We start from the raw sequence: 21914 nt of genomic DNA on the forward strand, positions 1-21914 counted from the left end.
GGCAGTAACTCCCCGAGCCGTCTGGGCCGGGATCGGAAGGTTTTAGTCGGATGAGTACTGTGCTGCCCGACCAGTTCGGGCACTTCGGCCGTTTCGGCGGCAGGTTCATGCCGGAGGCGCTGATCGCGCCGCTCGACGAACTCACCCAGGCCTGGCGCGACGCCATGGCCGACCGGGAGTTCACCGACGAGTTCGAGCGGATGCTGCGCGAATACATCGGCGCCCCCAGCCTGCTGTACGACGCGACCCGGCTGTCGGACGTCGCCGGTGCGCGGATCCTGCTGAAGCGCGAGGACCTGAACCACACCGGCGCGCACAAGATCCGGAACGCGATCGGCCAGGCGCTGCTGACCAAGCGGATGGGCAAGCCGCGGGTGATCGCGGAGACCGGTGCCGGGCAGCACGGCGTCGCGACCGCGACCGCCTGCGCCTACCTCGGCCTGGAGTGCGTGGTCTACATGGGCGAGGTCGACACCGAGCGCCAGGCGCTGAACGTGGCCCGGATGAAGCTGCTCGGCGCCGAGGTGATCTCGGTGAAGACCGGGAGCCGGACGCTGAAGGACGCGATCAACGAGGCACTGCGCGACTGGGTCGCCAGCGTCGACAAGACCCACTACATCCTCGGTACGGCGGCCGGTTCGCACCCGTTCCCGGCGATGGTCCGCGACTTCGTGCGCGGGATCGGCGACGAGGCGCGGGAGCAGTCGCTCGCCCTGCTGGGCAAGCTGCCGGACGCCGCGGTCGCCTCGGTCGGCGGCGGGTCGAACGCGATCGGCCTGTTCACCGCGTTCATCGGTGACGACGACGTGAAGCTGTACGGCGTCGAGCCGGGCGGCGACGGGTTCGAGACCGGACGGCACGCGGCGACGATCAGCGCCGGGCAGGTCGGCGTACTGCACGGTGCGCGATCGTTCCTGCTGCAGGACGAGGACGGGCAGACGATCGAGTCGCACTCGATCTCCGCGGGGCTGGACTACCCGGGCGTCGGTCCGGAGCACGCGTGGCTGGCGGAGACCGGGCGGGCGACGTACCGGCCGATCACCGACGCCGAGGCGATGGAGGCGTTCAAGCTGCTGTCGCGGACCGAGGGGATCATCCCGGCGATCGAGTCGGCGCACGCGGTCGCCGGCGCGCTCGACATCGCGAAGGAACTGGGGCCGGAGGCAACCATTCTGGTGAACCTGTCCGGTCGCGGTGACAAGGACATGGACACGGCCGCGACGTGGTTCGGCCTGGGGGGTTCCGATGAATGACGTAGTTGCCCTGGGCAACGCCGGGGTCGCGATCCGGAAGGCGAACGACGCGGGCCGCGGCGCCCTGGTCGGGTACCTGCCGGCCGGTTTCCCGACGTACGACGGTGCCGTGGACGGCGTCAAGGCGATGATCGACGGCGGCGCCGACGTGATCGAGCTCGGTCTGCCGTACAGCGATCCGGTGATGGACGGTGTCACGATCCAGCGCGCCACCGAGATCGCGCGGGCCGGCGGGCTGCGGACCCGGGACGTGCTCAGCACGGTCGAGAAGCTCACGGCGTACTCCGACGTGCCGGTGCTCGTGATGACCTACTGGAACCCGATCGAGCGGTACGGCGTGGACCGGTTCGCGGCCGATTTCGCCGGCGTCGGGGGAGCGGGGCTGATCACGCCCGACCTGATCCCGGACGAGGGCGCGGAGTGGATCGCGGCCGCCGACAAGCACGAGCTCGACAAGGTGTTCCTGGTCTCGCCGTCGTCGACCGACGAGCGGATCGCGATGACCACGGCGAACTGCCGCGGTTTCGTGTACGCGACGGCTGTGATGGGTGTCACCGGGGCGCGGGACAAGCCGTCGGAGCTGGCGGCGCCGCTGGTCGCCCGGGTGAAGGCGGCGACCGGCCTGCCGGTCGGCGTCGGCCTCGGCATCTCCAACGGCGACCAGGCGGCCGGTGTGGCGGCGTTCGCGGACGCCGCGATCGTCGGCGCGGCACTCGTCAAGGCACTCCAGGACGGCGGCCCGGCCGGTGTGCGGAAGCTCACCGAAGGTCTGGCCGAAGGTGTCCGCCGGGAACCCCGCGCGACCGTTGCTCGTTAGTACGCCCGTGAGTCGAACCAGGAACACCGCCGTCCTTTTCTTGGCGGCGGTGGCTCTGCTCGCCCTCGCGGGCTGCAGTGGCAAGGAAGAGAAGCCGGACAACCCGGGCGGTGCGATCATCCGCAGCAGCCAGGACCCGAACGGGTTGCGCGGCGCCACTCTCGACGCGCCGTACTCGATGCCCGCGGCCACCTTGACCGACACGTCCGGGAACCCGTTCAACCTGGTCACGTCCACGAAGAAGCCGGTCACGCTGGTGTTCTTCGGGTACACCAACTGTCCCGACGTGTGCCCGACCGTGATGGCCGACGTGGCGTCCGCGCTGACCAAGCTCGACGACCAGGTGCAGGACCAGATCCAGATGCTGTTCATCACCACCGACCCGGCGCGGGACACCGGGCCGGTGATCCGTAAGTACCTGGACCGGTTCGACCCGGCGTTCGTCGGGCTGACCGGGTCGCTGACGTCGATCAAGGACATCGCGAAAGCCGTCGGCGTACCGGTGGAAGGGATGCAGAAGCTGCCTTCCGGTGGGTACGAGGTCGGTCACGGAGCGCAGGTGATCGGCTTCGGGAAGAACGACAAGGCGAACGTGCTCTGGTTGTCGAACGCCGCGATCGGCGACCTGGCGCACGACTTCGGGAAGCTGGTGGAGGACAACCGGTGAAGTCGTGGATTCCCTGGGTCTCCCTGGTGGCGCGGCTGGTGCTCGGCGGGGTGATGCTGGTCGCCGGCGCGCTGAAGGTGACCGATCCGGAGACCGCCGCGCAGGCGGTCCGCGCGTACGAGCTGCTCCCGTCGGCCCTGGTCGAACCGGTCGGCTGGGGGCTGCCGTTCCTGGAGATCGCGATCGGGTTGCTGTTGATCATCGGCTTCGGTGTCCGCGCGTCCGCGGCGGCCGCGGGTGTTTTCATGATCGTCTTCATCGCCGCGGTGTCGTCGGCCTGGGCCCGCGGGCTGTCGATCGACTGCGGCTGCTTCGGCGGCGGTGGTCAGGTCGCCCCGGGACAGACGAAGTACCTGCAGGAGATCCTGCGCGATCTCGGGCTGCTGGTGCTGGCCGTCTGGCTGTGGCTGAAGCCCGTCAGCAAGTTCGCCGTCGTATCGGAACCGAGCACAGAACCAGATACCGGACCGCAAGGAGCCACCGCGTCGTGAGCAAGACCAAACCCCCGGTGAAGTCCCCTGGGAATCCGCTGCTGCAGCAGCCCAAGCGCAGGATCACCCCCGGGATCATCGTGGTGATCGTCCTCGTGCTGGCTCTCGGCGCGGGTGTCGGCGTGCAGTACTACCGCGGCCACTCCAAGGTCGAGGTGAGCTCGAACGGGCGCCCGGAGCCGACGGTCGTCACCGGTCCCGGCTCGGCCGGCAAGGGCATCACGGTCGGCAAGTCCGGCGCGAAGGTGAACATCGACCTGTACCTGGACTTCCGCTGCCCGCACTGCGCGGAGTTCGAGGAGGCCAGCGGCGCCACGGTCGACAAGCTCGTCCAGGACGGTACGGCGACGCTCACGTACTGGCCGTTGCAGTTCGTGAACCCGGACGCCTCGCCGCGGCTCGCGAACGCGTTCGCCGCGGCGGCCGCGAACGGCAAGGCGCTGAGCTTCGTCGACGAGTTGTACGGCGACTTCTCGAAGTCCTGGACCACCGACCAGCTGCTGGAGCTCGGCAAGCAGCTCGGGGTCGGCGACGCGAAGTTCCAGCAGGCCGTGCAGGACAACACGTACGCGAGCTGGCTGGAGTCCGTGGGCACGGCCGCCGACGACCGGGGTGTGACCGGTACGCCGACCGTCTTCGTCAACGGCAAGCAGCTGGAGGCCAACGAGCTCACCGCCGAGGGCCTGCAGAAGGCCGTCGATGCGATCGCATCGTGACCCTGCGTTTGTGGCCGCGCCCTGCCGGGTCGAGTAGCGTCTCTGTTTGCCATGTCTAGTCTGATTCCCGCCGTGATGGTTCCGGCGTTCATTCCCAGCCCGAGCCAGGGTGTCTGGCACGTCCTCGGCCTGCCGATCCGCGCGTACGCGTTGTGCATCCTGGCCGGCATCTTCGTCGGCTACTGGCTCGGCCGCCGGCGCTGGGTGGCGCGCGGCGGCTCGGCGCCGGTGCTCGCCGACATCATGTTCTGGGCGATCCCGTTCGGGCTGGTCGGTGCGCGGATCTACCACGTGATCACCGACGCCGAGCTGTACTTCGGCGAGGGCAAGCACCCGATCGACGCACTGAAGATCTGGCACGGCGGGCTCGGTATCTGGGGCGCGGTCGGCTTCGGCGCGCTCGGCGCGTGGATCGCGTGCCGGCGGGCCAAGGTGCCGTTCCTGGCGGTCGCGGACGCGATGGCGCCCGGAATCGCGCTGGCGCAGATCTTCGGGCGGTTCGGGAACTACTTCAACCAGGAACTGTTCGGCGGCCCGACGACCAAGCCGTGGGGCCTGGAGATCGCCCCGGACCACCGGCCGGCCGGGTACGCCGACTTCGCGACGTTCCACCCGACGTTCCTCTACGAAGCGGTCTGGAACCTCGGCGTCGTGGCGCTGATCCTGCTCGCCGACCGCCGCTTCAAGCTCGGTCACGGACGGGCGTTCTTCCTGTACGTCGCGGCGTACACCGCCGGCCGCGCGTGGATCGAACACATGCGCATCGACACCGTGAACCACATCCTCGGCCTGCGCCTGAACGTCTGGACCGCGATCATCCTGTTCGTCCTGGCCGTCGCGGCGTTCGTCGTCAGCGCCCGCAAACGCCCCGGCCAGGAAGACATCAGCACCGGCGCCGCCGCCGGCAAACCCACCGACGGCCCCACCGAGCCGAGCGAAGCGAAGACGGACACGACCGCGGCGGATGCCGAGGCGACCACCGCGAAGGCCAACGACGGGTCAAGTGACTGAGACGCCTGAGGTTTCTGCCGAGCATCACGGGGACCACACGCACCGTGATGTGAACGGCGGCTGGCTGCGGCCGGCGGTGTTCGGGGCGATGGACGGCCTGGTGTCGAACTTCGCGCTGATCGCCGGCATGGACGGCGGCACCAGCTCCGGCTCGAAGTTCATCGTCCTGGCCGGACTCGCGGGCCTCGCCTCCGGTGCGTTCTCGATGGCGGCGGGGGAGTACACCTCGGTCGCCTCCCAGCGCGAGCTCGCCCGCGCCGAGATCGAGGTCGAGCGCCGCGAGATCAAGAAGCACCCGATCGACGAGGAGATCGAGCTCGCCGAGACCTACCGGGCGAAGGGCCTCGACCCGGACCTGGCCAGCAAGGTCGCGAAGCAGTTCCACGCCGACCCGGAGCAGGCCCTCGAGGAGCACGTCCGCGAGGAACTCGGCATCGACCCCACCGACCTCCCGAACCCGGTGACCGCGGCCGCCTCGTCGTTCATCTGCTTCGCCATCGGTGCGTTCGTCCCGCTGGCGCCGTACCTGGTCGGCGCCGGCAGCGTCGTACCGTCCCTGATTTTCGCCCTGACGGCCCTCTTCGTCTGCGGCGCCGTGGTCTCCCGCGTCACCAGCCGCTCCTGGTGGTACTCCGGTCTCCGCCAGCTCCTTCTCGGCGCCGCAGCTGCAGCCCTCACCTACTTCGTGGGCACGCTCGTCGGCCCCGGAATCGGTTGAGTGTGGGTGAACAGGCTGCTGTAGGCGTTCAGGGCGGGCTGGCCGCCGAGGTGGGCGTACAGAACGGTTGAGTCCGCGGGGATGTCGCCGGTGCGGATCAGATCGATCAGGCCGGCCATCGACTTCCCTTCGTACACCGGGTCGATGATCATCCCCTCGAGCTGACCGGTCAGCCGGATCGCGTCGAGGGTCGACTGGACGGGTATGCCGTACTCGTCGCCGGCCCAGCCCTCCAGGACGGTGATCTCGTCGGCGCGGAGGTCGCGGCGGAGGCCGATCAGTTCCGCGGTGGCGCGGGCGATCCGCTCGACCTGGTCGCGGGTCTCCTGGAGCTTGGCGCTGGCGTCGATCCCGATCACCCGCCGCGGACGGTCCTGGCCGGCGAACCCGGCGATCATCCCGGCGTGCGTGGACCCGGTCACCGAGCAGACCACGATCGTGTCGAAGAAGACCCCGAGTTCGCGCTCCTGCTGCTCCACCTCGGAAGCACACTGCGCGAACCCGAGCCCGCCGAGCCGATGGTCCGACGCGCCGGCCGGGATCGCGTACGGCGTACCGCCGCGCGCCTCGACGTCCGCGAGCGCCTGCCTCCAGCTGTCCTTGAACCCGATCCCGAACCCGGCCGGGTCGAGTCGCACCTCGGCGCCCATGATCCGGCTGAGCAGGATGTTCCCGACCCGGTCGTTGAGGGCGTCCGGCCAGTTCACCCAGTTCTCCTGGACCAGCACCGCCTTCAGCCCGACCTTCGCGGCGACCGCGGCGACCTGGCGGGTGTGGTTCGACTGGTACCCGCCGATCGACACCAGCGTGTCAGCGCCCTGCGCGAGCGCGTCCGGGATCAGGTACTCCAGCTTCCGGGTCTTGTTCCCGCCGTACGCGAGCCCGGCGTTGCAGTCCTCCCGCTTCGCCCAGATCTTCGCACCGCCCAGGTACGCGCTCAGCCGGTCGAGCGGGTGCACCGGACTCGGACCGAACAGCAACGGGTACCTCGGAAAATCACTCAGCGCCATCAGTTCCTCCCACTACGATCGGCGGAATGTTCCCCGGTGAGATCGATGTCCCTCCGGCCACCTACCTCGACCACCTAGGCACCATCTTCGCTCTCTTCGACACACAAGACTCCGGAAACATCTCGTACGGCGTCCAGACCGCCACCGCGAGGTATTTCGTGAAGACAGCGGGCGATCCCGCCGCACCCAACCTGTTCCTCGACTTCGACGCCCGCGTCACCCTCCTCCGTACCGCGGCCGAACTGGCGCGATCGGGCACGCACCCGGCGATGCCCGCGCTGCATGCGGTGATCGAGTCGCCGGCCGGCCCGGTCCTCGTGTACGAGTGGCGCGACGGCGACCTGCTCCACGAACCCGCGGCGCGCGAGCGCTTCAAGGCGCTGCCCACCGCGGAGATCCTTGCCGTCCTCGATGCTCTCTACGAGCTGCACGCCGCCCTCGACGCAGCCGGGTGGGTCGAGGGCGACTTCTACGACGGCGCGATGATGTACGACTTCGACGCGCGCCGGCTGACGGTGATGGACCTGGACACGTACCGGCGCGGACCGCACCGGAACACCATGGGCCGCATGTTCGGCTCGACCCGCTTCATGGCACCCGAGCAGCTCGCCCTCGGCGCGCCCATCGACACCCGTACGACGGCGTACGTCATGGCCCGCGCCGCGCTCGTCCTGCTCCCCGAGCCGCCGCCCGCGCTGCACGCCGTACTGCTCGAGGCGACGACCACGCGCTTCCCGAGCTACGAAGCCTTCTACGACGCGTGGCTGACCGCTTCTTCCACGATCGCCGTGTGAGCGATCAACCGCTCCAGGTGCTCTCCGGGGTCGGGTTGATTCAGCGCCCACGCCGCCCGGGCGACGAGGGTGACGGCAGCGGTCAGTACGGCGCCTCGTCGAACTGACTCGGCTTGCCACGTGGCCGAGCTGCCCGCTTGGTAAGCGGCTACGAGTTCGTCGACCGGTGCGCTTGTGGACTGCAGCAGGTAGCCGAGATCGAAGCCCAGCGGCCCGAGGCCGAACTGGTCGAAGTCCACCGCGATCACGTCGTCGCCGTCGCGCCGGACCAGGTTCGGCAGGTGGATGTCGCCGTGTACGACCACCTGCGGAAGCCTGTCGAGTTCCTCCATCAGCGCCATCCGCTGGGCCGAGAGGCTTTCGCATATGCGCCGTACGTCGGCCGGCAGTACGTCGGCGGTGGCGCAACCCGACCAGCCGCCGTGGACCGCGTCGTCGTCCAGCCGGTCCCGCAGAATGCGCCGCGCGAACCACGGCTCCGGCCGCAGCCGGTTCAGCCCGAACCGCCCGAGTGCCGTGGCAGCCTCGTCCACCCCGACCGGCCCTGGCTCGACCGCTTCGGTCCACACCAGGATCCCGTCCGCATCTGCCTCGGTCTTCAGGTACTTCGGCGCCCGCAGCCCCTTGGTCCACTCGAGTACGCCGCTACTCGCCACCTCGTCCTGCCGACGCCAGTACCCGTACCGCGCCGGTCGCTCGTCGCCAGGCACCAGGCGCTTGACCACCATCCGCTCCGGCGTCCGCCACACGCCCCCATGCGCCAACTCCTTAGGCGCGGCCAGCAGCGTCCAGTCGTCCCCAGGCTCCCATCGCATCCGCGATCATCTACCACCCCCAAGGTTCACGCGAGGTAACCAACCGCCTCCTCCACGACGCCGGCCAACCCCACCAACCGCGCGACAAGATCCCCGGGATCCGGCTGCGTGAGCGCCCACGCACCCCGCGACACTCCGGTGTACGCCGCTACCAGCACCGCACCGCTCCGCACAGCGTCCCCGTGCCCATGTGCTGCCACGAGATCATCGAGCGGCACATCCACCGCAAGCAGCAGGTATCCGAGGTCGAAGCCGGCCGGCCCCAGGCCGAACTGCTCCCAGTCGATCGCGATCACATCGTCGCCCTGACGCCCGAGCAGGTTCACCGGATGAGCATCCCCATGCGTCGGCACCCGAGGCAGCCCGTCGAGCACATCCAACGCCGACTCCCGCCGAGCCCACAGCTCCTCGATCGCCGGTGACGCGAGCCCAGCGCGGCCCAACGCCTCCCACCCACCACGCCGCTCCACAGTCCTCAGACGGTCCCGCAGAACGTCCCGGGCGCCCCAGCCAGGCTCCGCCACGAAACCCCCCGCGAACCGCCCCAGAGCCCCAGCCAGCCCCTCCGCAGACCACGTGACGGCAGGCGTATACGCCATCCGCAGCGTGATGCCGTCCGCATCCCGCTCGACGCCCCAGCAGGCCGGCGCACGCAAGCCCGGCGTACCGGCGACCACACCCGATTCCGCAACCAGCGCTTGCCGCTCCCAGAAGGCGTGATGACGAGGATCGGTGACCCCGCGGACCAGCCGCTTCACCACCTGGTCGTCAGGCGTCCGCCAGACGCCTCCGGTTGCCTGTCCGGTGCCGGGGGTGAGTGGTTTCCAGTCGGAAGCGGGGTGCCATGGCATAGGGACGATCTATCAGTCTCAGCAAGTGGATTTCGGTGGGTGTGGGTGGTTGGGGGCGCGGTGGGCTGGGAAGATGGGGAGTCGAGTAGTGAGCGCTTGCTTACGGAGGGTCATCAAGGCGTTGCGCGGTGGACAGGAAGTCCATTTGGCGGGCGTCATGAGGTAGTCTCGGGACTCCCGGCTTGGGCCAGTGTTGTCCCGCGGCCAGTTGTTTTTGACCGTAGGACGACGGGAGCTCCTGAATGTTTGGTAGCCCGCCATTCCCGAGCGAGGGTCTCTACGACGGACGGCACGAGCACGACGCGTGCGGTGTTGCCTTCGTCGCGACTCTGACCGGTGAACCCAGCCACGACATCGTGGCGAAGGCCTTGACCGCCCTGCGGAACCTCGAGCACCGTGGCGCGTCCGGTGCCGAGCCCGACTCCGGCGACGGCGCCGGCATCCTGATCCAGGTACCGGACGCCTTCTACCGCAAGGTGTGCGAGTTCGAGCTGCCCGCGCCGCACAGCTACGCGACCGGTATCGCGTTCCTGCCGGCCGACGCCGACGACGCCGCGAAGGCGATCGACCGGATCGAGGAGCTCGCGGCCGAGGAGCAGCTGACGGTGGTCGGCTGGCGGGACATCCCGACCACGCCCGACCTGCTCGGCGCGACCGCGCGTTCGGTGATGCCGACCTTCAAGCAGCTGTTCGTGACCGCGCAGGCGGGCCGCGTGCTCGGCCTGGCGCTGGAGCGGATGGCGTTCCGGCTGCGCAAGCGCGCCGAGAAGGAGACCGAGACCTACTTCCCGTCGCTGTCCGGCCGGACCATCACCTACAAGGGGATGCTGACCACCGACCAGCTGGACAAGTTCTTCCCCGAGCTGACCGACCCCGACCTCGCCTCGGCGATCGGCATCGTGCACAGCCGGTTCTCCACGAACACGTTCCCGTCCTGGCCGCTGGCCCACCCGTACAGGTACATCGCCCACAACGGTGAGATCAACACCGTCCAGGGCAACCGGAACTGGATGCGGGCCCGCGAGGCGCTGCTGTCCAGCGACCTGATCCCGGGCGACCTGGAGCAGCTCTACCCGATCTGTACGCCGGGTGCGTCCGACTCCGCGTCCTTCGACGAGGTCCTCGAGCTCCTGCATCTCGGCGGCCGCTCGCTGCCGCACGCGATGCTGATGATGATTCCGGAGGCGTGGGAGAACGCCGCCACCATGGACCCGCAGCGGCGGGCGTTCTACGAGTTCCACTCGACGCTGATGGAGCCGTGGGACGGCCCGGCGTCGGTGGTCTTCTCCGACGGCACCAAGGTCGGCGCGGTCCTGGACCGCAACGGCCTGCGCCCGTCGCGGTACTGGGTGACCGACGACGGTCTCGTCGTACTCGCCTCCGAGGCCGGCGTCCTGGACATCGGCCCGGCGACCGTGACCGAGAAGGGGCGGCTCGAGCCTGGCCGGATCTTCCTGGTCGACGTCGACGCGCACCGGATCATCACCGACGCCGAGGTGAAGAACGCGCTCGCCGCCGAGCACCCGTACGACGAGTGGCTGCACGCCGGCCTGATCCGGTTCGAGGACCTGCACGAGCGCGAGCACGTCGTCCACAGCCACGCGTCGGTGACCCGGCGGCAGCAGGTCTTCGGGTACACCGAGGAGGAGCTGCGCGTCATCCTCACCCCGATGGCGAAGTCCGGCGCCGAGCCGATCGGCTCGATGGGCACCGACACGCCGATCGCGGTCCTGAGCGATCGTCCGCGATTGCTGTTCGACTACTTCGCGCAGCTGTTCGCGCAGGTCACGAACCCGCCGCTGGACGCGATCCGCGAGGAGCTGGTGACCTCGCTGTCGTCCAGCCTCGGCCCGGAGTCGAACCTGCTCAACCCGAGCCCGGCCTCCTGCCGCCAGGTGGTGATCCCGTTCCCGGTGATCACCAACGACGAGCTGGCCAAGCTCCGGCACATCAACCTCGACGGCGACATGCCCGGCCTGGCCACCACGGTCCTGCGCGGCGTGTACGACGTCGAGGGCGGCGGCGAGGCGCTCCGGACCCGGCTCGACGAGCTGTGCGCCGAGGCGAGCGCCGCGATCAACGACGGCGCCCGCATCCTGGTGCTGTCCGACCGGCACTCGAACGCCGACAGCGCCCCGATCCCGTCGCTGCTGCTCACCTCCGCGATCCACCACCACCTGGTCCGGGAGAAGACCCGCACCCAGGTCGGTCTGGTGGTCGAGGCCGGTGACGTCCGCGAGGTCCACCACGTCGCGCTCCTGATGGGGTACGGCGCGGCCGCGATCAACCCGTACCTGGCGCTGGAGTCCGTCGAGGACCTGTGCCGGCGTGGTACCTACCTGCCCGGCATCGAGCCCGAGCAGGCGATCCGCAACGTGGTGAAGTCGCTCGGCAAGGGCGTCCTCAAGGTCATGTCGAAGATGGGTGTCTCGACGGTCGCGTCGTACACCGGCGCCCAGATCTTCGAGGCGAACGGGCTGTCCCCGTTCCTGGTCGACATCTACTTCACCGGTACGTCGTCCCGGATCGGCGGCGTCGGCCTGGACGCGATCGCGGAGGAGGTACGGCGTCGCCACCTGCGCGCGTATCCGGCCGACGGGATCCTGCCCGCGCACCGCAAGCTGGAGATCGGCGGCGAGTACCAGTGGCGCCGCGAGGGCGAGCCGCACCTGTTCGACCCGGACACGGTCTTCCGGCTGCAGCACAGCACCCGGACCGGGCGGTACGACATCTTCAAGCAGTACACGTCGAAGGTCGACGAGCAGTCCGAGCGGCTGATGACCTTGCGCGGTCTGTTCGGCTTCAAGTCCGACCGCGGGCCGATCCCGATCGACGAGGTCGAGCCGGTGAGCGCGATCGTCAAGCGGTTCTCCACCGGCGCGATGAGCTACGGCTCGATCAGCGCCGAGGCGCACACCACGCTGGCGATCGCGATGAACCAGCTCGGCGGCAAGTCGAACACCGGCGAGGGCGGCGAGGACGCCGAGCGGCTGTACGACCCGGCCCGGCGGAGCTCGATCAAGCAGGTGGCGTCCGGCCGCTTCGGCGTCACCGCGGAGTACCTGACGAACTCCGACGACATCCAGATCAAGATGGCGCAGGGCGCGAAGCCCGGTGAGGGCGGGCAGCTGCCCGGCCCGAAGGTGTACCCGTGGGTGGCGAGCACCCGGCACTCGACGCCGGGCGTCGGCCTGATCTCACCGCCGCCGCACCACGACATCTACTCGATCGAGGACCTGGCGCAGCTGATCCACGACCTGAAGAACGCGAACCCGTCGGCGCGGATTCACGTGAAGCTGGTCTCGGAGGTCGGCGTCGGTACGATCGCCGCGGGCGTCAGCAAGGCGCACGCGGACGTCGTACTGATCTCCGGCCACGACGGCGGCACCGGCGCGGCGCCGCTGACCTCGCTGAAGCACGCGGGCGGTCCGTGGGAGCTGGGTCTCGCCGAGACGCAGCAGACCCTGCTGCTGAACGGTTTGCGCGACCGCATCGTCGTCCAGACCGACGGCCAGCTGAAGACCGGCCGGGACGTGATCATCGCCGCGCTGCTCGGCGCGGAGGAGTACGGTTTCGCGACCGCGCCGCTGGTGGTGTCGGGCTGCATCATGATGCGGGTCTGCCACCTGGACACCTGCCCGGTGGGCGTCGCGACGCAGAACCCGGTGCTGCGGGAGCGGTTCTCCGGCAAGCCCGAGTTCGTCGTCAACTTCTTCGAGTTCATCGCCGAGGAGGTCCGCGAGTACCTGGCGGAGCTCGGGTTCCGGACCCTGGACGAGGCGATCGGTCACGCCGAGGTCCTCGACATCCAGCGGGCCGTCGACCACTGGAAGGCCGACGGGCTCGACCTGTCGCCGATCCTGCACGTGCCGGCGCTGCCGGAGGGCACGTCGCTGCACCAGACCATCGAGCAGAACCACGGTCTGGACAAGGCGCTCGACAACGAGCTGATCCGGATCTGCCAGCCGGCGCTGGAGAACGGCGAACCGGTCCGGGCGCAGCTCGCGATCCGGAACGTCAACCGGACCGTCGGCACGATGCTGGGCCACGAGATCACCAAGCGGTACCGCGCGGCCGGGCTGGCCGACGGCACCATCGACCTGACCTTCACCGGGTCGGCCGGCAACTCGTTCGCCGCGTTCGTGCCGCGTGGTGTCACGCTGCGACTCGAGGGTGACGCGAACGACTACGTCGGCAAGGGCCTGTCCGGCGGCCGGGTCGTGATCCGGCCCGACCGGCACGCGCGGTTCGACGCCGCCGACCAGATCATCGCCGGCAACGTGATCGCGTACGGCGCCACGTCCGGCGAACTGTTCATCAGCGGCGGCGCCGGGCAGCGGTTCTGCGTCCGGAACTCCGGCGCGACCGCGATCGTCGAAGCGGTCGGCGACCACGCGTGCGAGTACATGACCGGCGGGCGCGTCGTCGTACTCGGCGCCGTCGGCCGGAACTTCGCGGCCGGCATGTCGGGCGGCGTGGCCCACGTGATCGACCTGGACCCGGCGTTGGTGAACCCGGAGCTGGTGGATCTGCACCCGGTCACCACCGACGAGTCCGAACTGCTGCACGACCTGGTCCGCAGGCACTTCGAGGAGACCGGTTCGGAACGGGCGGCCAAGCTGCTCGCCGACTGGCCGGCCGCGGCTGCCAGGTTCACCACGGTGATGCCCCGCGACTACGCCCGGGTGCTGGCGGCCAAGGCGGCCGCCGAGCGCGACGGGCTGGACGAGGACGCCACCACGCGAGCGATGATGGAGGCCATCTGATGGCTGATCCCAAGGGATTCCTGACCACCCCGCGCGAGGTCGCCGACCGGCGGCCGGTGGAGGAACGCAAGCAGGACTGGAAAGAGGTCTACCCCGGCGGTCCCGGCAAGGCGCTGCTGCCGATCATCACCAAGCAGGCCGGCCGCTGTATGGACTGCGGCATCCCGTTCTGCCACAACGGCTGCCCGCTGGGCAACCTGATCCCGGAATGGAACGACCTGGTCTGGCGCGACGACTGGTCGAGCGCGATCGAGCGGCTGCACGCGACCAACAACTTCCCGGAGTTCACCGGGCGGCTCTGCCCGGCGCCGTGCGAGACCTCCTGCGTGCTCGGCATCAACCAGGACCCGGTGACGATCAAGAACGTCGAGGTCGCGATCATCGACAAGGCCTGGGAGACCGGTGACGTCAACCCGCAGCCGCCGGAGTGGCTGACCGGTAAGACGATCGCGGTCGTCGGCTCGGGCCCGGCCGGCCTGGCCGCCGCGCAGCAGCTGACCCGCGCGGGTCACACGGTCGCGGTGTACGAGCGCGCCGACGCCCCGGGAGGCCTGCTGCGGTACGGCATTCCCGAGTTCAAGATGGAGAAGGTCCAGGTCGACCGCCGCATCCAGCAGATGAAGGAGGAGGGCACGGTCTTCCGCTCCGGCGTCAACGTCGGCGTGGACGTCACCGGCACCCAGCTCAAGCAGCGGTACGACGCCGTGGTCATCGCGACCGGCTCCACGGCCGCCCGCGACCTGCCGGTGCCGGGCCGTGAGTACGGCGGCATCCACCAGGCGATGGAGTACCTGCCGCAGGCCAACCGGGTCGCGCTCGGGCAGACCGTCGACGGCCAGATCGTTGCTACTGGCAAGGACGTGGTGATCATCGGAGGCGGCGACACCGGCGCCGACTGCCTGGGGACCGCGCACCGGCAGGGCGCGCGGACGGTCACCCAGCTGGAGATCATGCCGCGGCCCGGCGACGACCGTCCGGGCAACCAGCCGTGGCCGACGTACCCGATGATCTACCGGGTCGCCTCCGCGCACGAGGAGGGCGGCGAGCGGGTGTACGCCGTCTCCACGGTGAACTTCGAGGCCGATGCTGCCGGCAACGTGTCCGGGCTGAACCTGGTGGAGGTCGAGTTCAAGGAGGGCCGCTTCGCGCCGATCGAGGGCACCGAGCGGCACATCCCGGCGCAGCTCGTACTCCTGGCGATGGGCTTCGTCGGCCCGGAGCGCGAGGGTTTCCTCGAGCAGCTCGGCGTCGAGCTCGACGAGCGCGGCAACGTGAAGCGGGACAACCGGTACCAGACGTCGGTCGACGGGGTCTTCGCCTGCGGTGACGCCGGCCGCGGCCAGTCGCTGATCGTCTGGGCGATCGCCGAAGGCCGCTCCTGCGCCGGCGGCGTCGACGCCCACCTCACCGGATCGTCGACGCTCCCCACACCGATCCCGCCGACTGCCCGCCCCCTCGCAGTCTGACCGCAGCCCACCTTGGGCCCCAGGCAACCAAAATCCGCGACGGAAAATGGTTGGTCGGTGCTCAAGGTGGGGCTTCTCGGTAGGTTGGTGAGTGTGGTGGTACGGCTGGTGACGAAAGAGCGGCTGCGGGCGGCTGCGCCGTGGGCCGGATTGAGCCTGCTCTTCGTGCTGACCTCGGTCGTGGTGGGACTGTTCGGGTTCGTGAACGACTCCGAGCGGGTCACGATCGGCGCGCACGCGGCGACCGTGTCGCCGACGTTCGACGGACACGCCACCCTCGACCTCGGCGCCGTCCTGCCGCGGCTGCGGATCCCGACCAACACGCCGGGCGGGGTCGGCGTCAACGTCGACGTCCAGGAGACCGACGCCGACAACCTCACCGAGTTGCTCACCCGCGACACCCTGATCGCTTCTCAGCCCGACGGTGAGATCGGGCGGATCCAGCAGGTCATCCAGGAGATGGCGGTCGACAACGCGGTCGCCGGGGCCGGGTCGGGCCTGCTCGTGGTCGTGGTGGTCGCGACCCTGTGGACAGCCCTCGGCGTACGGCGCCGCAGCGAGCTGTGGCACCTCGTGCACCGGCACGAACGGCGGACCGAGCACCGGATGATCGTCGTGCTGGTCGCGATGCTGATCACGATCGCGTCGATCTTCGGACCGGGACGGATGCGGCAGGCCGACGTGCCGCCCACGCAGTGGCAGCCGTTGTTCAAGCTGCTGCCGGAGATGTCGTTCGACGACCGGCTGAAGTCGGTCGAGGTCGCGTCCGGGTTCTCCACCACCGGTGGCGTCGGGGTGATCCGGACGCTGGTGGAGACGTACCGCAAGTCCACCGAGCTGTACGGCAAGCTCAAGGACCGGGTCGCGGACGTCGCCCCGCAGCTGCACCAGCCGAACGAGAACGAGACGGTCGCGCTGCTGGTCTCGGACCGGCACGACAACATCGGCATCGACGGGTTCGCGGCCGAGGTCGCGAAGCGCGGCGGCGCCAAGTTGCTCATCGACGCCGGTGACGACACCTCGTCCGGGCAGAGCTGGGAAGCGTTCAGCATCAACTCGCTGCGGCAGCACTTCAAGGGCTTCAAGGTGGTCGCGGTGGCCGGCAACCACGACGCCGGCGGCCACGTCGAGGAGTTCATGCGCAAATCCGGGTTCACCGTCCTCGACAGCAAGCCGGTTGAGGTCGAGGGCATCCGGTTCCTCGGCGACAGCGACCCGACCCGCACCGGGCTCGGCAGCGCCGACAGCCCCGGGGACGAGACGATCGAGCACCAGTCGGAGCGGCTCGCGGACATCGCCTGCGACCAGCCGGAGGACAAGCGGATCTCGACCATGGTGGTGCACGACCCCTCGTCGTACGCCGACACGGCCGCCCGCGGGTGCGCGACGCTGCTCCTGTCCGGTCATTTGCACCGCCAGGTCGGGCCCGAACACCGGGTGGTCGACGGCCGCGCGGTCACGACGTACACGAACGGGACGACCGGGGGAGCGGCGTACGCCTTCGCGCTGGGCTACACGTTGCGCAAACCGGGTGAGGTCACCCTCATCACGTACCAGAAAGGGCTGCCGGTCGGTCTGCAGACCGTCACCGCCCAGCCCAGCGGGGACGTGACCGTCGGGCCCTACACCCCCTTCGGTTCTTGACGATTCAGGCGATGCGGCCGCTTGTCTTCAACTGTTAACTGTCCAGTAACGGGGGCGGACCAGCGGGCCCAGTGGTTTGCAGGAGTAGGGTTTTGTGACGTGCGTCGCGCAAAGATCGTTTGTACGCTCGGCCCGGCTACGGCCGCCCCGGAGCGCATCACAGAACTCGTCCAAGCAGGTATGGACGTCGCAAGGCTCAATCTGAGCCACGGCGCCCACGCCGAGCATGAGCGCATCTATCAGCGGATCCGCACCGCTGCGGCGGAGACCGGGGCCAACGTCGGCATCCTGGTCGACCTGCAGGGCCCGAAGATCCGGCTGGCCGAGTTCGCCGAGGGCAAGGCAACGCTGACCTACGGCGAGCGCTTCACGATCACCACCCGGGAGGTGCCCGGTGACCAGACCATCTGCGGTACGACGTACGACGGTCTGCCGGGCGACGTGAACCCGGGCGACCAGCTGCTGATCGACGACGGCCGGATCGCGCTCGTCGCCGAGGAGGTCACCGAGACCGACGTGGTCTGCCGGGTCACCGTCGGCGGCCCGGTCTCCAACCACAAGGGCATCAACCTGCCCGGCGTCTCGGTCAGCGTGCCCGCGCTGTCCGAGAAGGACGCCGAGGACCTGCGCTGGGCGCTGCACCTGCCGGCCGACATGATCGCGCTGTCGTTCGTCCGGGACGCCGCCGACATCCAGCTCGTGCACAAGATCATGGACGAGGAGGGTCTGCGGATCCCGGTCGTCGCCAAGATCGAGAAGCCGCAGGCGGTCGCCAACCTGGACGAGATCATCGAGGCGTTCGACGGGTTCATGGTGGCCCGCGGCGACCTCGGCGTGGAACTCCCGCTCGAGGAGGTCCCGCTGGTCCAGAAGCTGATCATCGACCAGGCCCGGCTGAACGCGAAGCCGGTGATCGTCGCCACCCAGATGCTGGAGTCGATGATCTCCGCGCCGCGACCCACCCGGGCCGAGGCCTCCGACGTCGCGAACGCCGTACTCGACGGCGCCGACGCGGTCATGCTGTCCGGCGAGACCAGCGTCGGCCGGTTCCCGATCGAGACCGTCAAGACGATGGCCCGGATCGTGGAGTCGACCGAGGAGCACGGTCTCAGCCGGGTCCAGGAGATCGAGTGGGAGCCGAAGACCAAGGGCGGCGTCATCGCCCGCGCGGCCGCGGACGTCGCGGAGCGGCTCGAGGCGAAGTACCTGATCGCGTTCACCCAGTCCGGTGACACCGCACTGCGGCTGGCCCGCTACCGCACCGAGGTGCCGCTGCTCGCGTTCACGCCGGTGCCGTCGGTCAGCTCCTGGCTGAGCGTGGTGTGGGGCATCACCACCCACATCGTCCCGACCGTCGACCACACCGACGAAATGGTCCGCCAGGTCGACCAGCGCCTCCTCGAACTGGGCATCCTCAACAAGGGCGACCTGGTAGTCATCGTCGCCGGCTCCCCACCCAGCATCCCCGGCTCCACCAACGCCCTCCGAGTCCACCGCATGGGCGACGCCATAGAAGGCAACGCCCCCGCCTACCGAAGCCCCAACCCGTAAGACCCGGTCGAGGCGGGTCACTGATTGCCCGCCCGCCTCAAGAAGGGTTCTCCCCTCGTGTTGGGGGTTCTCTGCTGGTATGCGAGCGGAGAACCCCCAACACGAGCGGATATCCAGTCCCGTGGCCCCTCCAGGAGCCTCACCCGGATCGCCGATTCCGATGGTGCCCGTCACGGCGGGGCCGATAGGCGGAATCGACCGGCTTGCGGCTAGAGTTGCTCCAGCAACTCGCCGGGTTGGTGGAATGGCAGACACGACGGACTCAAAATCCGTTGCTCGCAAGGGCGTGTGGGTTCGAATCCCACACCCGGCACAAATTGTCGGTGGCGACGATGACCATGAGGCATGGGGCACATCAGGTCGCAGGAGACGGTGGACTCCGCGTTGCGGATGTCGGACGACGGGGTCAGTGACAAGGCGAATGCCGAGATCCACGGGGTCGCGATCAAGACGATTCGGCGGTGGCGGCGGCTGTATCAGCGGCGGGGGTTGCCGCGGGGGACCGGGTTTCAGCCGACGCCTTGTCCGCGGTGTGATGGGGCTGAGTTGGACGAGGCGGCGTACGCATTGCTTCTCGGGTGGTACTTGGGCGACGGTTCCATCGCGACGGCACGACGAGGCGTGTTCACGCTGCAGATCGCGAACGACGAAAGGTACCCGGAGCTCAACCGCGAGATCTTCGAGACCATTAAGCGGGTCAAGCCGACTGCGAGCCCTTGTCCCCGGCTCCGCGTCGGTGTGGTTCTGACCGAGGCTCGCTGGAAGCACTGGCCGTGCTTGTCCCCGCAGCACGGTCCGGGGCGGAAGCACTTGCGGAAGATCGAGTTGGCCGACTGGCAGCGGGAGATTGTTGCCAAGTACCCCGAACAGCTCCTGCGCGGGCTCTTCCACTCGGACGGGTGCAGGATCGTGAACTGGGCGAGCAGACCCCGCCGCGACTAGCGGTACCTCTACGTGCGCTATCTGTTCTCGAACAAGTCCGACGACATCCGGAACATACTCACGGATGCACTGGATCTCTTGGGCATAGCTTGGCGGTTGCCGCGTTGGATGTGTTCGTGGGGCCGAAGTCGTGAGGTGGGGTCGCTAGGGTGTGCGGTGTGACTGCTAAGCGTGTGGTGATTGCTGAGGACGAGGCTTTGATCCGGATGGATCTGGCTGAGATGCTCGCGGAAGAGGGGTACGACGTCGTCGGGCAGGCGGGGGACGGCGAGGAGGCGATTCGGCTGGCGGTGGAGCAGCGGCCGGATCTGGTGATTCTCGACGTGAAGATGCCGAAGCTGGACGGGCTGAGTGCGGCCGAGAAGATCGCGGGGGAGCGGATCGCTCCGGTGTTGATGCTGACCGCGTTCTCGCAGCGGGAGCTGGTCGAGCGGGCGCGGGACGCCGGCGCGATGGCGTACCTGGTGAAGCCGTTCTCCAAGGCCGATCTGCTGCCCGCGATCGAGATCGCCGCGTCCCGGTACGTCGAGCTCGCCGAGCTGGAGCGGGAGGTCGCGGATCTGGCCGAGCGGCTGGAGACCCGCAAGCTGGTCGACCGGGCGAAGTCGATCCTGCAGACCAAGTTCGGGCTGTCCGAACCGGACTCGTTCCGCTGGATCCAGAAGACCGCGATGGACAAGCGGGTGTCGATGCGCCAGGTGGCCGAGCTGGTCGTCAACGAAGCCGGCGATTCCTGATCGGGCAGACGGCGTTGCCCACGTCGGCAACAATCTGCGTCCGCCGCCTCCCGTAGCGGCGTGTCGTGACCGTGTGCTGAACGCGATGGCGGCTTCGTGACGAATCGTGACAGTCACCCAGGTTGACAGCCGCCGAATCTCACCCAGAACGACGGCCCGCTGACCGTACGTCACCACAATGCCCCACCGGACAGTAATCAGGTCATAGGACGATGCTTACCGGGGTAACGACCTCACAACACAGCCGATGCGCTGTTCGCTTGGAACCACCGCTGGGTCTAACCTGCGGGTGCTCGTGGCAAATGCGCGAGAGTCCCGGATTCACTGGGACTATCCAGACATGGGAGGAACAGTGCACCAGCGTTCCGTAGTACGGGTCGGCGCGTCGCTGATCGTTGCGTCGTTGGCCCTGACTGCCTGCGGTTCACGCAGTGGCGACGACTCTGGCGGGGGCTCCGAAGAAGCGACCAAGACCGCGAAGATCGGCGTCATCGCGCCGCTGTCCGGAGACTTGTCGGCCCTGGGTCTGGGTATCCAGCACTCCGTCGAACTCGCTGTGAAGCAGGCCAACGAGGCGAAGGCGATCCCGGGCTGGAAGCTCGAGGTGGTCCCGAAGGACGACGAGGGCAAGACCGAGCCGGGTAAGAACGCGGCGACCGCGCTCGCCAGCGACAAGGACGTGATCGGCGTCGTCGGCACGCTGAACACCAGCGTCGCCCAGCAGGTCCAGCCGGTGCTCGCGCCGAAGAACATCGTTCAGGTCTCCCCGGCCAACACCGGCCCCGGCCTGACCCAGGGCGCCAAGTGGCAGACGGACCCGCAGCGGCCGTACCCGACGTACTTCCGCACCTGCACCACGGACGCAGTCCAGGGTCCGTTCGCGGCGCGGTACCTGTACGAGACCGCGAAGATCACCAAGGTCGCGACGATCCACGACAAGAAGGCGTACGGCCAGGGCCTGGTCGGCACCTTCACCGAGGAGTTCAAGAAGCTCGGCGGTCAGGTCGTGTCGGCGCAGACGATCAACCCGGACGAGTCGAACTACCAGGCCGTGATCTCCGCGGTCAAGCCGTCCAACCCGCAGGCGGTCTACTACGGCGGTGAGTACCCGAACGCCGGTCCGCTCTCGCAGCAGATGAAGGCTGCCGGCCTGAACGTCCCGCTGATGGGCGGCGACGGCATCTTCGACCCGAAGTACATCACGCTGGCCGGTAAGACGGCCGACAACGACCTGGCCACCTCGGTCGGCGCCCCGATCGACACGCTGGAGACGGCGAAGAAGTTCGTCGCCGACTACACGGCCGAGAAGTACAAGGAGCCGTACGCCGCGTACGGCGGCTACTCCTACGACGCCGCGAACGCGATCATCGCCGCGCTGAAGGAATCGCTGAAGGACGCGTCGGACGTCGAGTCCGCGCGGAAGGCGACGGTCGACGCGATGGCGAAGGTCAGCTTCGACGGCGTCACCGGCAAGGTCGCCTTCGACCAGTACGGCGACACCACCTCGAAGGTCCTGACCGTCTACAAGGTTGCCGGTGGCAAGTGGGCGACCGTGGAGACCAAGGACTTCGAAACCAAGTAAGCAGAGTCGACCTCATGTCTCGGGGGTGGGAGCGATCCTCCCACCCCCGTGGCATGTCACAACCGAGGCAGATGGGAGGTCGA

Annotated in this window: 18 protein-coding genes and 1 tRNA gene; 16 read left to right on the top strand and 3 right to left on the bottom strand. The window is 68.8% G+C overall.

From position 1 onward, the window contains the following. Positions 1 to 50 precede the first annotated feature (50 nt). Genes trpB through E0H50_RS26965 form a run of 7 tightly spaced genes read left to right on the top strand, consistent with a single transcriptional unit; the run spans position 51 to position 5673 of the window. Positions 51 to 1253 (top strand): tryptophan synthase subunit beta, encoded by a 1203-nt coding sequence (gene trpB / locus E0H50_RS26935; RefSeq protein WP_131293314.1) that lies wholly within the window; start codon positions 51 to 53, stop codon positions 1251 to 1253. Beyond that, a complete protein-coding gene (gene trpA / locus E0H50_RS26940; RefSeq protein WP_131293315.1) occupies positions 1246 to 2070 on the top strand; it encodes a tryptophan synthase subunit alpha in 825 nt (274 codons plus the stop codon). Before trpB ends, trpA begins: the two co-directional genes overlap by 8 nt. Before the next feature lie 49 nt (positions 2071 to 2119). Next, a complete protein-coding gene (locus E0H50_RS26945; RefSeq protein WP_238151232.1) occupies positions 2120 to 2737 on the top strand; it encodes an SCO family protein in 618 nt (205 codons plus the stop codon). Further along, entirely contained in the window at positions 2734 to 3228 is a 495-nt protein-coding gene (locus tag E0H50_RS26950; protein WP_131293317.1) for a DoxX family protein, read from the top strand. Before E0H50_RS26945 ends, E0H50_RS26950 begins: the two co-directional genes overlap by 4 nt. After that, positions 3225 to 3944: a thioredoxin domain-containing protein gene (locus E0H50_RS26955; protein ID WP_238151233.1), complete on the top strand. Its 720-nt coding sequence runs from the start codon at positions 3225 to 3227 to the stop codon at positions 3942 to 3944. The genes E0H50_RS26950 and E0H50_RS26955 overlap by 4 nt, the downstream gene beginning before the upstream one ends. A gap of 51 nt (positions 3945 to 3995) precedes the next feature. After that, positions 3996 to 4955, top strand: a complete 960-nt coding sequence (gene lgt / locus E0H50_RS26960) for a prolipoprotein diacylglyceryl transferase (protein ID WP_131293318.1) — start codon at positions 3996 to 3998, stop codon at positions 4953 to 4955. Then, entirely contained in the window at positions 4948 to 5673 is a 726-nt protein-coding gene (locus tag E0H50_RS26965) for a VIT1/CCC1 transporter family protein (RefSeq protein ID WP_238151234.1), read from the top strand. Before lgt ends, E0H50_RS26965 begins: the two co-directional genes overlap by 8 nt. Here E0H50_RS26965 and E0H50_RS26970 read toward each other — a convergent pair. Then, complete coding sequence (locus tag E0H50_RS26970; protein ID WP_131293319.1) at positions 5634 to 6683, bottom strand: 1-aminocyclopropane-1-carboxylate deaminase; 1050 nt, start codon at positions 6681 to 6683, stop codon at positions 5634 to 5636. The two genes, E0H50_RS26965 and E0H50_RS26970, sit on opposite strands and share 40 nt — an antisense overlap. A gap of 26 nt (positions 6684 to 6709) precedes the next feature. On the opposite strand from E0H50_RS26970, the gene E0H50_RS26975 reads away from it, so the two are divergent. Further along, entirely contained in the window at positions 6710 to 7477 is a 768-nt protein-coding gene (locus E0H50_RS26975) for a protein kinase family protein (protein ID WP_131293320.1), read from the top strand. Here E0H50_RS26975 and E0H50_RS26980 read toward each other — a convergent pair. Beyond that, on the bottom strand, positions 7435 to 8292 hold the full coding sequence (locus E0H50_RS26980) for a phosphotransferase (protein ID WP_131293321.1): 858 nt from the start codon (positions 8290 to 8292) through the stop codon (positions 7435 to 7437). The two genes, E0H50_RS26975 and E0H50_RS26980, sit on opposite strands and share 43 nt — an antisense overlap. 26 nt (positions 8293 to 8318) lie before the next feature. Continuing rightward, the gene (locus E0H50_RS26985; RefSeq protein ID WP_131293322.1) at positions 8319 to 9143 is read right to left on the bottom strand and encodes an aminoglycoside phosphotransferase family protein; all 825 of its coding nucleotides are present in this window, start codon (positions 9141 to 9143) and stop codon (positions 8319 to 8321) included. Positions 9144 to 9385: 242 nt separating this feature from the next. Here E0H50_RS26985 and gltB point away from each other — a divergent pair, with 242 nt between their 5' ends. The 8 genes from gltB to E0H50_RS27025 all read left to right on the top strand — a co-directional run bounded on the left by gltB (position 9386) and on the right by E0H50_RS27025 (position 21831). Next, entirely contained in the window at positions 9386 to 13909 is a 4524-nt protein-coding gene (gene gltB, locus E0H50_RS26990) for a glutamate synthase large subunit (protein ID WP_131293323.1), read from the top strand. Then, complete coding sequence (locus E0H50_RS26995) at positions 13909 to 15375, top strand: glutamate synthase subunit beta (RefSeq protein ID WP_131293324.1); 1467 nt, start codon at positions 13909 to 13911, stop codon at positions 15373 to 15375. The genes gltB and E0H50_RS26995 overlap by 1 nt, the downstream gene beginning before the upstream one ends. A gap of 87 nt (positions 15376 to 15462) precedes the next feature. Then, entirely contained in the window at positions 15463 to 17019 is a 1557-nt protein-coding gene (locus tag E0H50_RS27000) for a metallophosphoesterase family protein (protein WP_238151235.1), read from the top strand. A 99-nt stretch (positions 17020 to 17118) separates the two neighbouring features. Further along, positions 17119 to 18570: a pyruvate kinase gene (gene pyk, locus E0H50_RS27005; protein WP_131293325.1), complete on the top strand. Its 1452-nt coding sequence runs from the start codon at positions 17119 to 17121 to the stop codon at positions 18568 to 18570. Positions 18571 to 18800: 230 nt separating this feature from the next. Then, positions 18801 to 18883 (top strand) — tRNA-Leu (locus tag E0H50_RS27010). 32 nt (positions 18884 to 18915) lie between these two features. Continuing rightward, the gene (locus E0H50_RS27015; protein ID WP_238151236.1) at positions 18916 to 19512 is read left to right on the top strand and encodes a helix-turn-helix domain-containing protein; all 597 of its coding nucleotides are present in this window, start codon (positions 18916 to 18918) and stop codon (positions 19510 to 19512) included. Between the two features lie 149 nt (positions 19513 to 19661). Continuing rightward, positions 19662 to 20249 carry an ANTAR domain-containing response regulator gene (locus tag E0H50_RS27020; RefSeq protein ID WP_131293326.1) on the top strand — a complete coding sequence of 196 codons (588 nt, stop codon included), beginning with the start codon at positions 19662 to 19664 and terminating at the stop codon, positions 20247 to 20249. A gap of 340 nt (positions 20250 to 20589) precedes the next feature. Next, entirely contained in the window at positions 20590 to 21831 is a 1242-nt protein-coding gene (locus tag E0H50_RS27025; protein WP_238151237.1) for a branched-chain amino acid ABC transporter substrate-binding protein, read from the top strand. The last annotated feature ends 83 nt before the right edge of the window (positions 21832 to 21914 follow it).

It is taken from the genome of Kribbella sindirgiensis (assembly GCF_004331435.1).
Lineage (GTDB): Bacteria > Actinomycetota > Actinomycetes > Propionibacteriales > Kribbellaceae > Kribbella > Kribbella sindirgiensis.

Bases quoted from the DNA above. Each gene is read 5' to 3' on its own strand.
- E0H50_RS26980 (WP_131293321.1), bottom strand. From the start codon at position 8,292: ATGCGATGGGAGCCTGGGGACGACTGGACGCTGCTGGCCGCGCCTAAG.
- E0H50_RS26995 (WP_131293324.1), top strand. From the start codon at position 13,909: ATGGCTGATCCCAAGGGATTCCTGACCACCCCGCGCGAGGTCGCCGAC.
- trpB (WP_131293314.1), top strand. From the start codon at position 51: ATGAGTACTGTGCTGCCCGACCAGTTCGGGCACTTCGGCCGTTTCGGC.
- E0H50_RS26985 (WP_131293322.1), bottom strand. From the start codon at position 9,143: ATGCCATGGCACCCCGCTTCCGACTGGAAACCACTCACCCCCGGCACC.
- E0H50_RS26975 (WP_131293320.1), top strand. From the start codon at position 6,710: ATGTTCCCCGGTGAGATCGATGTCCCTCCGGCCACCTACCTCGACCAC.
- gltB (WP_131293323.1), top strand. From the start codon at position 9,386: ATGTTTGGTAGCCCGCCATTCCCGAGCGAGGGTCTCTACGACGGACGG.
- trpA (WP_131293315.1), top strand. From the start codon at position 1,246: ATGAATGACGTAGTTGCCCTGGGCAACGCCGGGGTCGCGATCCGGAAG.
- lgt (WP_131293318.1), top strand. From the start codon at position 3,996: ATGTCTAGTCTGATTCCCGCCGTGATGGTTCCGGCGTTCATTCCCAGC.
- E0H50_RS26970 (WP_131293319.1), bottom strand. From the start codon at position 6,683: ATGGCGCTGAGTGATTTTCCGAGGTACCCGTTGCTGTTCGGTCCGAGT.
- E0H50_RS27015 (WP_238151236.1), top strand. From the start codon at position 18,916: ATGGGGCACATCAGGTCGCAGGAGACGGTGGACTCCGCGTTGCGGATG.
- E0H50_RS27025 (WP_238151237.1), top strand. From the start codon at position 20,590: ATGGGAGGAACAGTGCACCAGCGTTCCGTAGTACGGGTCGGCGCGTCG.